Source organism: Allocoleopsis sp. (assembly GCF_036703385.1).
GTDB lineage: Bacteria > Cyanobacteriota > Cyanobacteriia > Cyanobacteriales > Coleofasciculaceae > Allocoleopsis.
Genome location: NZ_DATNPA010000567.1, coordinates 1 through 15,415 on the forward strand (window position 1 = coordinate 1; position 15,415 = coordinate 15,415).

The window sequence follows — 15,415 nt, forward strand, 5'->3', positions numbered from 1 at the left end:
AGTGGTATCGGTTCTGATAACCAAGTGTTTGACCGGGGTATGATTCCGCTGCAAGCTGGATGAGTCATTCCAATCGAGTCCGCAAAGAGCGATCATGGAGAAAGGCTTCGGTGAGCTGGGATGAGGAAACGACCAGTGACACTATTTATATAGATGTTAATGTCGATCCTAGAGATATTGGCTACATTGAAATCTATCTAAGTTAACTAAAAATGATAGGTGAGCCGTAAGCTCTTGAAGTGTATTTCAGGCTTCGAGGCTCAGGGCGGGCATAGGGGCGAGTGTCCCTAGATTACTCAAGACTCTTATAGGGATAGTAGTATGCAGTCTGAACAACAACAGCGCATCATGGGCTACTTCATTGAGGAGGCAAAAGACCACCTCAATACCATTGAGCAGGGTTTGCTAAGTCTGCAAAGCACAATGGAAGATAGGGAGATGCTTAATGAAATCTTCCGGGCGGCTCATTCCGTCAAAGGTGGGGCAGCGATGTTAGGCATTAACAGCATTCAGCAAACAGCCCATCGCCTCGAAGACTGCTTTAAAATCCTACAAGAGTCACCCGTCAAAGTAGACCACCAGTTAGAATCCCTCTTCTTGCGGGTATTTGATACCCTTCAGGCACTTGTAGAGCAACTTCAAAGTCCGTTTGGCCTAACCGACGAAACAGCCAGCAACATTATGTCAGGTGCTGAGCCGATTTTTGAGGAACTCAACACGCATTTAGAAAAGCTGGTCAAGAAAGCGGAAGGTTCTTCTGTGGCAACAGTTGAAGCGCCCAAGGTAGCCTTGGCAAATTCTGATATGAATACAGGTAATACCAAAACTCTGCCAGCTAACTTTAAACGAGACGTCCTGATAGAACTTCGGGAGATGTTACAGCTGTTTAAACAGCAAGACTCTCCCTCTCATCGGGAATCTTTACAGGTACACTGCCTGCAACTAGGCCGGTTAGGCGAGCCAATGGACTTGCCAGGTTGGGGTGAGTTACTCGAAACCGCAAGATTAGCGATCGCATCTCCCTCCAATTCTTATCGTCTGCTTGCCAATGTTGTCATCAAAGAAATCAAACAAGCGCAAGAATTAGTGGGAGCCGGTCGCTCGGTTGAAATTTGCGCGACCGAACAGCTCAAATCCCTCGCACCCAAGTCTCCCGACTCTGAGCTAGCGGGAGCATCACAAGCTCAGGATTCAGAATTGGGTCTCACCTTTGACGTGGATAGCGAACAAGACGCTAAATCGTCTGAAATAGAACAAACCCATAGCCATCAGCTTCAAGATCCGAGTGAATCATCCTTAACGAATCTATTTGAGAACTCAAATACCGAGCTTCAAGCAGACCTACAGGACTTCACAGCCGAAACAATAGTGGCAGAAGATAGCTCTTCCCATGAAGTCTTTGTCCAGTCACAACAGAAGAAAACGAGAAGGATTTACCGATTTGCCGCCCCCAGTGAGCCAGAAGTTGGCCCAGCAGAACTTAACACTTTGGCTGATATTTTTGAAGGTCAAACTCCCGATCTCGATGAAACCTGGCAAGAAGAAGAAATTATCATTTTAGATGGTAACCCGTCAGCAACTCACTCAGGAAACTTATTTACTTTGGACGAGCAAAGCGATTATTCTGACCTCGTCGGTGAGCTAGACAGCTTTGACATCGAACCCGGAGCGTCTAGTAGCGAAGACTTCATGGATTTGTTTGAGGACAAATCGCTAGAAGAGGTCGTTCCTCCCTCTCAAGAACTCACCAATTCGGGCTGGAGAACTCTTGACGCTAAAACACCACTAGGTACAACAGATGAAGTGACGGATGACTTTTCCGATCTGCTATTTGAGGCAGATAGCCCTGATCCAGGGCTCACTTCTAGTAGCGCGTCAGAGGACTTAAGCAGTTTATTTGGGGATAGCTTCTTTGAAGAAAACACTCCTTTTGAACAAGACCTAGAAGATTTTGACTTTGAAGCTGACGCCACCCCCCAATCGCAGCAGGATGATGAACTCTTTGCCATGCCAGTGGCGGATGTGTTTGAAGAAGCCCCAGAGCCCTTCTTGCCCGATACAGAGGTGTCAATAGAAGGTGAACACATTTTAACTGAGAGTTTTACTGCACCGGAAAATGACTTTCTGGCCTTTGAAGACTCCGCACAGGAACTAGAAAACGTGGAGGGTGAGGAGATCTGGTTGGACTCCGCTTCACTGAGCGAGTCGGATATGGACTTTGACCTACTGGACATTTCTGATAGCTCTTCCGATGTGGCTCAAAGATCTGAGCACCCTGCGGATGCTGCTCCAGAAGCGCAAGGGGGGGGAGATGAGCCGCTAATAGACGACCCATCGGCAGATTTCAGCTTTGAAGAATTGGTATTGGATGAATCGTCGGCAGACTTTGATTTCGACGCCAGTGACGATTTAATGGGAAGTGAGGTAGTAGATTATACCACAGCGGCAAGCCCACAATCCGAGGTTTTTGGCTTCGATACCGCTGCCCAGTCTCAGGTAACCGAGCTATCCCAGGATGGCAATTTCTTCGATACCCCCACCGATGACATCCGTGATACGGAGAGGTTTTCAGATTTTGTTGGGGACAACTTGGTATCTACTGATGAGCTGAGCGACGTAGATGATTGGAGCTGGGACGAAGAAAGTGAAATTGTCCTAGATGACTCAGCTAGCTTCGATCTGGGCGGAGAGTTCACCGAGGCAGGGACGGCTGCTCCGAGGCCAGAAAGCATAGAGGAATGGAATAGTGACCCCACTGCGTTCGTTGCCGAAGCGTCGTCTTCATTGGAGGAAGCTCCTACTGAAGAGTCTTTTGGGGATTTGAATGAGTCAGAGTTGACCTTTGATGAGTTCGAGTTAGCAGGAATGGACGCCGCCGATGAATCATCCCCCTTGGATTTGGATGTAGAGGAGACATCTACCAGTGCCTTTAACTTTGAGGCGGACAGCAGTGGGGAGATGGATAACTTCTTTGAGGAGGGCTCTAGCGCATCATCCCCCTTGGATTTAAATGTAGAGGAGACATCTACCAGTGCCTTTAACTTTGAGGACAGCAGTGGGGAGATGGATAACTTCTTTGATGATGAAGCACTCTCCGCCAGCGTGGCATCCCAAAGCGCTGCATTGGAGGCTCTAGAAGCCTTTGAGGAGTTGTTAGAGGTTCCCTCCGTAGAAGCTGGAGACCCAGGAAGCGAAGGGTTGGAGTTCCCAGCTCTAGAGGAACTAGAAGCTAGCTCTGATTTTGGTGACCTGGACGGCTTCTTTGATACAGAGGAAGCGATCGATACCGCTGGGCCGCATGTCGAGCAGACACTCGATTTTGACGAGTTTTCTTTCTTGGACACTCCAGAGGCAAGCGATAGCCAAGGGGTAGCAAATCCCCAGACGTCACCTTCTCAAGAACAAGCGTTTGAAGAATTGCTCTTCGAGTCGAGCGCTTTTGAGTCAGAACAGACGGCTGGGTTCTCGGATGCTTTATGGGATACCAGTGAGAGTGATTTGTTTGACCTGGGAACCACAGAAGCTCCCTCCACGGACATGGAGAGCGCGGTTTTAGAGACTGCGCCTATATCAGACTTCGATGCTATGTTTGGGGGTGAACAGCTAGAGGAAACCCATAGCGCAGCAGTAGAAACGCCAGAACTGTCTGATTTTGACTGGTCAGCGTTCTCTGACACTCATGAACTCCCTAACGCGGCGCTATCGGAAGAGCTGAATTTTGACACGGATAGATTGCCTGGTGACTCGTCGTCACTTGAATGGACGTTTGATGTACAGGAAGAAGGAACCGCAGAGGCTCAAGCCCCGCTGTTTGAATGGGAAGATGCGGATAGTGCCGCGTTCGGGACGCTAAATATATCGGCTCCTGAAGGCGCTGTTGAGAGTGCCGCACCAGAGAGTCCGTTCCCCTCAGACTTAGATGGACTGCTAGGTGATGAAATTGTTGGAGACGCTCATGACCTCGATGTTTCAGAGGAGAACCGATTTGAAACTGAGCTGGAGGATGGGCACGAGCAAGAGCCAGCGGCGGCATCAGCTGATGAGTTCCTAGATTTAAACTGGCAAGGTGCAGATGCGATCGATGCAGCCAATCTCGATCATTTCCTAAGTGGTGAGACAGATGAGGCTACGGACGCCCAAAATTGGGATGAGCTGTTGAATGCGGCTGAAAAGGCAGAGGCTGATAACGGCGATAGTGATGCGCTCTCAGATAGCCAAGCGGACCCAATAGCCTTTAACTTTGAGGACGCGGAAGATGGCACAGAAGCCGCGTTCGATCTGGATTGGGAACCAGAGGAGAGCAATCACCTGTTCGCCGAAGCTCCAGAGGAATCAGCAGCGGTTAGTTCTCCAGCCTTTGAATTTGAAGATTTAGAAGCCATGCTAGCTGGGGGCGACGAGATCGCCGCTTCGGGTCTGCAAAGCTGGGACACCAGTTCCGGCAATGGTGCACTCAACGGCTTAGATGAATTTGCAGATTTAGAGGCGATGCTGGCTGAGGAGACGAGTGCCCCAGCGGCCAAATCAGCAGACCTTGATGTGTTCAACGACCTTGATGCTCTTTTGCTGGAAGAGGCATCTGCGGCGGCTCCACCAACCCCAGCATCTGTGAATCGTGCGACACCAAAGGTGGGTTCCCTAGAAGACGAATTTGGAGACCTGGAGAGTCTACTAGAGCAAGCGGATAAGACAATGGGTGGCCCTCCGGCCGCCATGCTTGACCAAGGCAGAACACGTCCTCTCATGCGTCCCCGTCCCACTAGGGTGTTTGAGCATACAATGCGGGTGCCCGTCAAACATCTGGACAGCCTTAGCAATTTGGTAGGGGAACTGGTGGTAAACCGCAACACCCTAGAGCAAGACCAGGAACGCTTGCGACAATTTTTAGATAATTTATCGCACCAAGTCTTAGCTCTGAGCGATGTGGGGGCGAGGATGCAAGATTTGTATGAGCGTAGTCTCCTGGAAAGTTCGCTTTTGGCAAGCCGTCCGGGCAATCGTTTTCCAGGGCATTCGGATGGCTCCTCCCCTCAGCCTCATTCAGGGGTAGAATACGATCCCCTAGAAATGGATCGTTTCACCGGCTTCCATTTGCTTTCCCAAGAAATGATCGAGCTGATTGTCCGAGTACGAGAGTCGGCGTCTGATATTGAGTTTTTGGTGGATGAAACTGACCAAGTTGCCCGGATGTTGCGCCAAATCACCACCCAGCTACAAGAAGGACTGACACGATCGCGGATGGTGCCCTTTGCCCAGAATGCTGATCGCTTACTCCGTGCCGTACACGAAATTGCCCGGAAGTTAGGCAAGGAGGCTCAGTTGCAGGTCGAGGGTCGGGAAACCTTGATCGATAAGATGATTCTCGAACACCTTTATGACCCAATGACGCACTTGGTCAACAACGCCCTGACTCATGGGATTGAGTCGCCAGAGGTACGCAAAGCAGCGGGTAAACCAGCTGTTGGAAAAGTGGTACTCCGGGCTTTCCACCAAGGCAACCAAACCGTTATTTCCATCTCCGATGATGGGGCAGGCATCGATGCTGAGCGTGTAAGATCCAAGGCCATTCAGCAGAAACTGATTACTTCAACGGAGGCTAGAACTCTGACGAATGTAGAGTTGTACGACTGTCTGTTCCACCCTGGCTTTAGCACTAAAGACAAAGCCGACGATTTCTCCGGACGAGGTGTGGGTATGGATGTTGTGCGCACCAGCTTGAGTGAAATTCGCGGAACTATTCACATTGATTCCACCGTTGGCAAAGGAACGACCTTTACCATTCGTCTGCCTCTGACCTTGAGTATTTGTAAAGCGCTCTGCTGCCTCAGCGATCGCGCCCGCATCGCTTTCCCAATGGACGGGGTAGAAGACATGATGGATGTCTTGAATGAGCGCGTTCAGAGAAATCCCGAGGGTCAATCCTGCATCCAATGGCGAGACACACTCCTACCCTTTCACTCCCTCTCGGATCTACTGACCTACAAGCGGCAACTGAGCCGTAACACGGTCTACGGTGGCAAACGGGAAGATGACATGATTTCGATTGTTGTGCTGCGCAGTGCTGGTAATTTCCTCGCCATCCAAGTCGATCAGGTGTTGGGCGAACAGGAAATCGTGATTAAGCAACTCGAAGGGCCACCGCCTAAGCCCGTGGGAATCGCTGGAGCTACCGTATTAGGGGATGGTCGAATTATGGCGATCGCTGATGTCTTGGAACTAATCGATCTGGCTAACGGACGGATTCGCAAAGATGGTGGTGTTACCATCTGGCCGAGGGAAGAGGCTCAGGTCGAAGCTTCAGCAGAAATCACAGACACCAAGTCTGAGCCGATGGTTCTCATCGTCGATGACTCCATTACTGTGCGTGAACTGCTCTCAATGACCTTCAGTAAATCCGGTTATCGGGTCGAACAAGCGCGTGACGGTCAGGAAGCCTGGGATAAACTTCGGTCAGGTCTGCCTTGCGACATTGTCTTCTGTGACATCGAAATGCCAAGAATGGATGGTCTGGAGTTGCTGTCCCGGCTTCAGAAAGACGAAAACCTCTGCAATCTACCCATTGCGATGCTGACCTCTCGTGGTGCTGATCGACACCGACAAATGGCAGCTCAGTTGGGAGCAAGTGGCTACTTCACTAAGCCCTATCTGGAAGAAGTACTCCTTGACGCGGCTCAGCGGATGATTAAAGGGGAAGTACTGTTTAACAGTAACAGTAACGCTTGAATAGTTGAGGGGTTAAAGGTTAAAAAGTTGAAGGTTGAAGGTTAGAAGGTTAAAACGTTCAACTAGCGAACTTGCTAACCTTCAACCTCTCTTGGGATTAATCATCGGAACCTCCAGGAAACCCCGTCCTTTAAGGACGGCTGCGATTCGTTCTCTCGAAATGAGTATCAATACTCAAGGATGAGGTGAAAGTCTCACGTCCGGTTCTGTAGGCGAGGCAGGTAGGCGACTACCTGACCTTAGCCAGCGGAGGATGTCAAGAATGACTAGACTGATATTTTGAGGCATCAAATGCTGACCAACAAACGAGTTCCCCAGCGCTTGGGTACTGTGCTGGCTGTTATGAGTCTCTTGGGACTAGCAACCGTGCCCGAACCAGCGGCAAAAGCTCAGGATGTGGAACTAAAATTGGGCATTGTGCAGCGCTTTGGCGAGGCACCCACTGACCAGCTCACCTTAAAAGCCACCTCAGGCGATCGCTTGACGGTAAGCTTTTTGTCAGGTGACATGAAACCAAAGACGGCGCAAGTGGAGAGTCTGAAGCTGGAAACGGTGATGCAACCGCTACAGACTCCGGTACTCGAAGAGAATTTGGTTCTCAATAACGAATCTACCTTTGAAACCGCAGAAGACAAAGCCAACCAATGGCGGCAACTTGGCATTGAGGTGGAGATTACCCAGCCGGAGCGCTGGCAGGTTTGGGCAAAGCGGGATGTCTATCCAACGCCTTTACTGCGGCGTATGCTTCTGGAAAAGCTGAAAGCTCAAGGCGATACAACGGCTTACCTCAGTACAAAAATGGTGGAAAAAGTACCAAGAGCCTCATTTGTGGTCAATGGCTTTCGCTACAGTCGTCGGCAGTTGGAGATTTCTGCTAAAAAAAATCTCATCCAGGTCAGTCGGGGCCAGGATAACAAAAACCCTCGTCTCTATGCTGGACATTTACAAATCCAGCCGAATGCCTATGGTAACTACACTCTGGTGAATCAGGTACCCCTAGAAACATATCTGCGGGGTGTGGTACCTCACGAAATTGGTGGGGGAGCACCTTATTCCGCTGTAGTTGCCCAGACCATTCTAGCCCGAACCTATGCCCTAAGGAACCTGCGCCGATTTGCGGCGGATAATTATGAACTTTGTGCTGATGTCCACTGCCAGGTGTACAAGGGACTAACAGATACTGTGCCCCTCGCTGACAAAGCGATCGCACAAACCAAAGGATTGGTACTAACCTACAATAACGAGCTAGTCGATGCCCTGTATTCTGCTACTACTGGCGGCGTCACGGCTCCTTTTGCTGATATTTGGAACGGGCCAGAACGTCCTTACTTGAGAGCGATCGTGGATTCCCCCAGCCCGGTCTGGAATTTGGCGCAAAAATCGTTAGCCGATGAAAACAATTTCCGCCAGTTCATTAACTTGAAGCAGGGATTCAATGAAACAGGGCGAGATGTCTTCCGTTGGCGCAGAACGAGAACCTTAGAACAAATAGCACAGCATCTAAAACGCTATCTCAAAAATAGAAACAATTCCCTGGTCAACTTCACCACCATTAAGCAAATACAAGTGGTGAAGCGATCGCCTGCGGGACGAATTCTTAAACTTGTAGTACAAACCGATATCGGCAACCTTGAAATTGATAAAAATGATGCCCGTAGCGCCTTTGAACCTCCCTTAAGTACGCTCTATTACCTAGAGCCAATCTACGGAGCTGATAAAAGCCTCCAAGGCTATGCATTTGTAGGCGGTGGCTTTGGGCATGGCGTCGGTATGAGTCAAGACGGTGCCTATAACTTAGCTAAACTTGGTTGGTCAGGAGAGAAGATTTTGAATTTTTACTATCCCGGCACTCAAATCCAACCACTATCGTCTTCAATTATCTTCTGGAAATCGCCAGAAGTTTCCTCAACGCTTCAGCCTGCTGCAACGAAACGGTAATTTGTATGAATATCGTTTGGTATCAGCACAATTTATGAAGCAGGAACACGGTTGATGTGTTCCTGCTTAAATTCTCTTTTGCACTCAATCCCACCCAACCCAGCCAGAAAGCTAAATCGCTTACTGGATTGGGGGCGGGCAAAAAAAACGTGCGATGCTTGCGGCACTGCACTATGACCAGTTCGATGTTGTCAGGGTGCTTTGTGCGATCGCACGCCTCCACAGACTTGGAACTGGAAACTGTTTTGTCTTTTTTCCGCCTCTTAGTACAATTCTTCCTCTTGGTGCGTCAGGATGGTGCAATCAGATGTGGGGTAAGCGACACAAGTCAGAATGTATCCTGCCTCAATCTGCTCGTCATCCAAGAAAGACTGATCGGATTGGTCAACTGTGCCTTCTTTCAGCTTGCCAGCACAGGTCGAGCAAGCACCAGCGCGACAGGAATAGGGTAAGTCAAGACCTTGCTCTTCAGCGGCGTCGAGAATGTACTCGTCGTCGGGAACATCAATCGTAGTATCTAGCCCTTCAGCTTCGTTGATTAATCTTACTTTGAAAGTTGCCATCAGAATCCTCTCTGTTGATTTGAATCGGCAGTTTAAATCTTTGGTTGAGCGTACTTCACACAAGCGCACTTCGTCTTTAGGAAGGTTGGCGGGTGCAGTGTTCGCTTCATTTCTGATACTACGAGAAAAAGCTAGAGAGGTTAGACGGGATTAGGAATGAAATTCTGAAATGATTATTATATTAATTATTCTTATGTCATCAGCACGACACAGACGGGTCAAAATTAAGCCCCTAAGCAGCTCTCAAGTTGACTGATCGTAAAAGGTTTTCAATTTTCGCAGCTCTCCTAATTCCCCTTCAAGATTCCTATTAATCAGTATTAATTATATTTATAGATACAATCAATGATTTGTTCTTAGACATGGTCGCTTTTTGACACGGATACTCTTCACTAATTATCCCCCCTGATACCCGTAAGGTTAACGCCAAAAGTATCCAGAAGTTTAGCCATCCCGCTCAAAATTAGAGACTATGGCATGGGAGGCCGCTAAGAAAGCCGTAACATCTGCCTCGCAAGTATTGAAAGCCGTAACCAATCGCACAGTAGTCGAATCTTCTCCTCCCCAACGGTAGAAGTAGAAACCATTGGCAAGAAGACCGGAAATCACGGCCTCAGGCAGCTGAATGAAGATTTCGTTCGCTTCCACTGGGTAACAAAGCTGCGCACCTGGCAATCCTAGGAGTCCCTGAGCTAGCTTCTGCGCCATCCGATTAGCGTGGTCAGCATTCTTTAACCACAAATTATTATTGATATAAGCCAAAAGCTGGGCTGAGAGGAATCGCATCTTCGAGAACAGATGACCACTGCGCTTGCGACGATAGCCAAAAGTCTGAGCTAAAGCTTGGTTGAAAAAGACCACTGCTTCCGCTGCCATTGCGCCATTCTTGGTTGCACCAAAACAGAGGACATCGACACCCGCACGCCAAGTTAAGTCAGCAGGAGAACACCCCAAGCTAACTACGGCATTGGCAAAACGTGCGCCATCGATGTGTAGGTAAAGATGATGGCTCTTTGCCACCTCCGCAAGGGCACCAATTTCCTCGGGAGTATAGACGGTTCCGGCTTCAGTAGCCTGGGTGATGCTGACGCTGGCGGGTTGTACGTGATGCACAACACCCGCACCTGAACGTGCTAGAACAACTGCTAAGTCAGGAGCTAGAAGTTTCCCATTAGAGCCAGAAAGCGTGACTAACTTCGCACCACCTGTGTAAAATTCAGGTGCGCCGCATTCATCGACATTAATGTGCGATTCGGCATGGCAGTAGATAGCTCCAAAAGGTGGAGTCATCACCGATAGGGCAAGAGCATTGGCGGCTGAGCCAGTTGCTACCGGAAACACCGTTATGTCTGTCTCGAATAAATTGCTCAACTCAGTCTTTAAGCGCTGAGTGTATTCATCCTGTCCATAGGGCATCGCGACTCCTTCATTAGCCGCACTCAAGGCTGCCATGATTTCCGGCGAGACTCCGGTGACATTATCGCTAGCAAAGTTCATTGTTTTAAGCTGCTCCACCTCTAGTTTGTACTAGCGTTGCTGTTAGAACGCTCGTGGGATAGGCATCTTGCCCGTCCAAATCTTGCAAGTTAAATATGGAATAGCTTAGTATTTCAGGTTCTAGCAGGATGACGATTAGCTCTTTGATGCCGTCTTACAAGAATGAAAGGTGATCGCTGTTTTGATGATGGCCTCTACTGCCGATTCTGTAACTTTCTCATTTCCTCTTGCACCCCGACTGCAATCTGCAAGGCTTGATCGAGTACTCTTCCATACTCGCTGGCCTTGTCGGTTAATTGTAGCGCTGTCAAAGCTGTCAAATTCGTTGTAAACAGCTGAGGGTGTGTGGCAATAAACTTTTTGTTCTCTCTCAGGATTCTTTCGGTCTTCAGCGCCCGCTCTAAATCGGCTTTCATCACACTCAGGGCTTGAATCACCTTCTCGCGATCGCTTAATCCTATGCCTGGGTTTCCAGCTTCCTCTAGGCGATCATTGATATCTACAGCTTTTATCACCGCATTGTAGCGATCAACCTCTTTCACTAGCCGTCTAACTGATTTAAAATGCATCCATCGAAATGTAGAAATACCAAGCTTGATTAAAAAATCACCAGGCTCTCTGGGTTTTCCTGCCGTATAGAAATATCTAACTCTATGGGGATTCTCACCAATTAAATCGGTTAGATAGTCCTCTGTAATCACCAAGCCCTGCAAATCAGGTCGCATAGCTGTATGTCCTTATGAATTTCCCCCCCTAAGTCTGGCTTTCCCCTCCTTGCTTCCAAGCATAAACAGCTGATCCTGGGGGCAAAGGTATAGAGATAGCCGCATCGCGGTAACCTGAAAGGCGATCGCTCCTCAAAATTGCCGCTACATCAATTGTGCCTGACAATCTATAGCCCTTCTCGATTGGATGAGATACAGTCTGAGCTCTCTGGAAAACCTCTCTCCTTCTAGGAGAGAGGCTTTATTTCTTACTCCCCTTCCCTACTAGGGAAGGGGTTGGGGGTTAGGTTTTCTGCTGTGTACTTCACCCAACTGAGAACTGCTATAGTTTGATTGCCCTGACTCTTCCTCTAGTGTTCACCTACAGCCTGATGCCATGAAAGAGCGATCGCACTCTCTAATTCGTGATTCCCATGTGGCTATATCAATGCCGCTTCACTATTCTTCCCCGATAAGAATATTAGTAATCAACTCTTTGAATTTTAACCTTTATCCCAGCTTGGTCTCCTAGGTTTGGCTGGATTGGCTAAAAAGCCAAAATCAGTTGGATTTCCATCCCCCAGCGTGTTTTGAACAATATAAGCGTAGAGAGCATCCTTGTTTGTCTCAGAAACGCTATTAACTAAGTGAATCGAACTCAAAAGTTTTTGATTTTCATAAAACGTTTTATGGAAACTGTTTAGCTGTTCGATTGACTTACTATAAGTCCAAAATATCAATCCCGATATGCTCTCTATAACAGCTCCCGAAATAGTAGCGCAGATTAAAATGATACCGCTGCGTTGCGAGGAAAAAGTAATGACCCCAGTAGTAAAGACTATAAAGCCGAGACAACAGGTAAAGAGAGCAGCCGAGAAAATATTCCTGACTTGTTGCTTACTAATGATATAGGCTTCTCTTAAGAGAGTTAGATTTCGTGTGATTAAGGTTAAAACATCAACTCTCCCTTCTTGAATCATTCCTAAATAATAGTCTATCTCTTCTTTAAGTTCTCTTTTTTCCTTGGTAGCTTTATTCTTTTCATAAACACTGAGTAAAGTAGCAAGCCCTACAGCGAAAGCTACGATTATTACCATGAAGGCAATGCTCGTTCCTACAAGCGAGGTGATAGAAAAAGGGTTCATTGCTGTTTGATTTTTATTTAAAGCACATAAATTCTATATCAGAAACTCCACCCAGGATTAACTCAGGCGGAGATATGGCATTACATTGCATCAAAATTAAAGGGCTGAGGTGTTCAGCTTGGCTGCTGTTATCTTGGAGTAAGGCAATGAAGGGAAAAGATAAAATTGACCCTATTCAGCCACAGCAGCGTAAAGCAATGATGACTCAGCGAGTGGCGATTGAGCTTCCTGAACCTGTCTTCCGCTTAGGAAATTATCGATAACAAGCAAGGCGTTGGAGCAAGCGATCGCGATACGTCGGAGATTGTAGAGCTTGAGCCGTCTGAGTGGCTAGGTTATGTTGCCTTAGCTCGGCATAGCGAATAGCGATCGCTTCGATCAGGCTACCTCGATCAAACTCATCAGAAGGTGGGATGGAAGGATCGATGCGTTGAACCTCCTCTGGGGTGAATCTCTCTTCTGCGCCTTTAATGGTTTTCGCGATCGCAAAGGCTTGAGCGAGGATTTCAGTCGCTTTGTCAGATTGACCTGTGCCAATATGGAAATCAGCAATCTTGACCAAGAAAGCAACTTTTTGATTGGGATTTCGTATCGTATTGGCTGTTTGTAAAACAGGTTGAAACTCTCCTACATCAAGCATCTGATTGAGAATCCGCTGTAACGCTCCATCGTGTTCATACTCACCCTTAATTGTCTGAATTAGTTGAATGGCTAAGGTATATTGTTGTGTACCAAGATACTGATTCAGGAGTTGCTCTACAGCGTAGGAGGGAGATGCAGGTGCGCCCGGATTTAAACTATCCTGAATTTTTAGGGCTTGAGTATGCGCCTCAACAGCCCGATCGCGTTGTCCGGTTTGGGCATACCCAACAGCGATTTGACTAAGAGCCTGAATTTTTGCAGATGAATTTTTCAGAGTGCCTAAGGCTTGTAGAGATTGATTAAACTGTTCAATGGCTTTATCACGTTGTCCATTTTCTGTGTAAGATTTCGCGATCGCTACCCGTGCCAGTGTCCGGTTGGGATAATCACTGCTGTCTTCAATGCTTGGAAGAAGCTGCATCGCCTGGTCGTATTTTCTCGCCTTAGCGTAACCAGCAGCAAGATGCCGTAAGCTCAAATGTTTGGTTTGGTTTTCCCAGCCGGGAGGCATTACCTCAACGACTCGAAGCGCGAGTGGAAAATCTCCAGCAGCGCTAGCTTCTTCAACCAGTTTCAACAAACTCTGATCCTGTAACGTCGAGTCGAGAGTCTGGCTAAACTGGAAAGCCAGTTTATATTGGCGATCGCTAATATAGTCGGCAAAAATCTCTCTCAACAGAGTATCCGCATCGTAGAACGGGGTGATAGTTTTAGCGATCACAGAAATCTGAGGCAAAATGGCAACGGCTTTTTCAAATTGATTCGCCCTGTCATATAGAGCTGCTATCTCTGCCAGAGTCCGGACTTTAACCTCACCGGATGCTAGGGTTTGGGCAACCTGAAGCCCCTTGTCAAATTGTCCTACCTGAGCATTTTTAATCGCAAGCTGAGAGAGTAAACTCGCTCGATTCCCTTCTGGTGCAGTCTGTGCCAGTTTTAAGGCTTGAGCAAAGATGGTATTAGCTTGCTGTGGCTTTCCTGCACGAGCATATCGGCTGGCAATATGAGTTAATGTTGTGGACTTGCTGTTAGCAACTTGAATTTTCTGGGCAACTTGGAGTGCCTGTTCCATTGCACCTGCATTGGCGTAAGCCGTCGAAATTGACTTAAAAATTTCACCCAGGTAAGTCTGATCGTTTGTCTTCATTGCCTGAGTGAGCTGAAGTGCCTGATTGAGGATTGCGATCGCTTTGGAGGTGTCGCCAATTGCAATGTAGCCCTCAGCAACAGGTGCAGCAATTAGTCCGAAGCCATCGCCCTGCAACGAATCTAACGCCTGTCGGGCTTGGTCAAGCACCGGACGAGCTTGGTTGGGTTGACCGAGGCGCGTGTAATAGTTGGCAAGTTGTACCAGGATTGAGCGTTTAACATTGATGACACCGTACTCACCGTTCAGCGTTTGAGTAACTTGAGCAATTTTGGGTAGGAGTTCGAGGGCAATTTTTGGTTGTTTAGTACTAATGGAATAGTTAACAATTCGCTCCATTGTGCTAGGTTGCCCACCCGCGTTACCTGCAATGGTTGCAATGAGGTCAGTTTTGGTGAGGGAATTTTCTACTGTCGGCACTATCCGCAATGCCTGAGTGAGCGATCGCGCTGCTAGATCGATGGAGCCAGAACTGGAGTAGCGATCGCTGCGATAAATCAACTCCTTCGTCAACGTTTCAATAACTTGACCTCGCCGTTCGTCGGAACACGCCGTAACAGGTGCGTTAGTTGGAGTCTGGGCGATGTCTACAGCTAGCACGACAGGACTGCAAGAAGCCATGTAGAGAAGGATGCCGAGCAAACTCACAACACCTCGAATGGTTTGTAGGTGCATGATTGAACGCTGCTGAGGAGAAAGTACGTTTATACTCTACACAGTCTCAAAACCTGCTTCCGTAAGGTTGCCTCTACGAATTTGCTACTAGAAAAGGCTCGCTTGATGCTTCGTAAAGCTTATGCTTGGTCTGTTTTACGCTGGCGGGGAAATCGGATACCTCCTCTAAAGGAGTTATCTGTCTCGCTGTGACCATTATTGATAACTAAACTGATGGCTCAAAGCGATCGCCGAAGTGATAACAACCAAGTTGCTCACCGATTCTCTAACGGTTCTCCCTGTAACCTAGAATTGTAGGACTTCACACCACCGACCCATCATGCCCTCCCCCTTTCCTGGGATGAATCCCTATCTGGAACAACCAGAAATCTGGTCGCAAGT

General features: G+C 48.1%; 10 protein-coding genes. 4 read left to right on the forward strand and 6 right to left on the reverse strand.

Annotation, left to right across the window (positions count from 1 at the left end; translation table 11 throughout):
* Positions 1 to 59 precede the first annotated feature (59 nt).
* The 3 genes from V6C93_RS27665 (at position 60) to V6C93_RS27675 (ending at position 8,661) form a co-directional block, all read left to right on the forward strand.
* Positions 60 to 206, forward strand: a complete 147-nt coding sequence (locus V6C93_RS27665; RefSeq protein WP_333479888.1) for a hypothetical protein — start codon at positions 60 to 62, stop codon at positions 204 to 206.
* Between the two features lie 115 nt (positions 207 to 321).
* Entirely contained in the window at positions 322 to 6,723 is a 6,402-nt protein-coding gene (locus tag V6C93_RS27670; protein ID WP_333479889.1) for a response regulator, read from the forward strand.
* Between the two features lie 291 nt (positions 6,724 to 7,014).
* Positions 7,015 to 8,661 carry a SpoIID/LytB domain-containing protein gene (locus tag V6C93_RS27675; RefSeq protein ID WP_333479890.1) on the forward strand — a complete coding sequence of 549 codons (1,647 nt, stop codon included), beginning with the start codon at positions 7,015 to 7,017 and terminating at the stop codon, positions 8,659 to 8,661.
* 263 nt (positions 8,662 to 8,924) lie between these two features.
* Here V6C93_RS27675 and V6C93_RS27680 read toward each other — a convergent pair whose 3' ends face one another.
* From V6C93_RS27680 to V6C93_RS27705, 6 genes are all read right to left on the reverse strand, one after another.
* Positions 8,925 to 9,224 carry a ferredoxin gene (locus V6C93_RS27680; protein WP_333479891.1) on the reverse strand — a complete coding sequence of 100 codons (300 nt, stop codon included), beginning with the start codon at positions 9,222 to 9,224 and terminating at the stop codon, positions 8,925 to 8,927.
* Between the two features lie 444 nt (positions 9,225 to 9,668).
* The gene (locus tag V6C93_RS27685; RefSeq protein ID WP_333479892.1) at positions 9,669 to 10,721 is read right to left on the reverse strand and encodes a low specificity L-threonine aldolase; all 1,053 of its coding nucleotides are present in this window, start codon (positions 10,719 to 10,721) and stop codon (positions 9,669 to 9,671) included.
* A 194-nt stretch (positions 10,722 to 10,915) separates the two neighbouring features.
* A complete protein-coding gene (locus V6C93_RS27690) occupies positions 10,916 to 11,446 on the reverse strand; it encodes a hypothetical protein (RefSeq protein ID WP_333479893.1) in 531 nt (176 codons plus the stop codon).
* 28 nt (positions 11,447 to 11,474) lie between these two features.
* Positions 11,475 to 11,612: a hypothetical protein gene (locus tag V6C93_RS27695; RefSeq protein WP_333479894.1), complete on the reverse strand. Its 138-nt coding sequence runs from the start codon at positions 11,610 to 11,612 to the stop codon at positions 11,475 to 11,477.
* Between the two features lie 316 nt (positions 11,613 to 11,928).
* Entirely contained in the window at positions 11,929 to 12,570 is a 642-nt protein-coding gene (locus V6C93_RS27700) for a TRADD-N-associated membrane domain-containing protein (RefSeq protein ID WP_333479895.1), read from the reverse strand.
* A gap of 253 nt (positions 12,571 to 12,823) precedes the next feature.
* On the reverse strand, positions 12,824 to 15,034 hold the full coding sequence (locus tag V6C93_RS27705) for a hypothetical protein (protein ID WP_333479896.1): 2,211 nt from the start codon (positions 15,032 to 15,034) through the stop codon (positions 12,824 to 12,826).
* Between the two features lie 319 nt (positions 15,035 to 15,353).
* On the opposite strand from V6C93_RS27705, the gene V6C93_RS38835 reads away from it, so the two are divergent.
* On the forward strand, positions 15,354 to 15,415 hold a 62-nt coding region (locus V6C93_RS38835; protein WP_414644290.1), incomplete at its 3' end, for a DUF4058 family protein.

Excerpts from the sequence above, each read along its gene's own strand:
- V6C93_RS27665 (WP_333479888.1), top strand. The coding sequence starts at position 60 with ATGAGTCATTCCAATCGAGTCCGCAAAGAGCGATCATGGAGAAAGGCT.
- V6C93_RS27670 (WP_333479889.1), top strand. The coding sequence starts at position 322 with ATGCAGTCTGAACAACAACAGCGCATCATGGGCTACTTCATTGAGGAG.
- V6C93_RS27675 (WP_333479890.1), top strand. The coding sequence starts at position 7,015 with ATGCTGACCAACAAACGAGTTCCCCAGCGCTTGGGTACTGTGCTGGCT.
- V6C93_RS27680 (WP_333479891.1), bottom strand. The coding sequence starts at position 9,224 with ATGGCAACTTTCAAAGTAAGATTAATCAACGAAGCTGAAGGGCTAGAT.
- V6C93_RS27685 (WP_333479892.1), bottom strand. The coding sequence starts at position 10,721 with ATGAACTTTGCTAGCGATAATGTCACCGGAGTCTCGCCGGAAATCATG.
- V6C93_RS27690 (WP_333479893.1), bottom strand. The coding sequence starts at position 11,446 with ATGCGACCTGATTTGCAGGGCTTGGTGATTACAGAGGACTATCTAACC.
- V6C93_RS27700 (WP_333479895.1), bottom strand. The coding sequence starts at position 12,570 with ATGAACCCTTTTTCTATCACCTCGCTTGTAGGAACGAGCATTGCCTTC.
- V6C93_RS27705 (WP_333479896.1), bottom strand. The coding sequence starts at position 15,034 with ATGCACCTACAAACCATTCGAGGTGTTGTGAGTTTGCTCGGCATCCTT.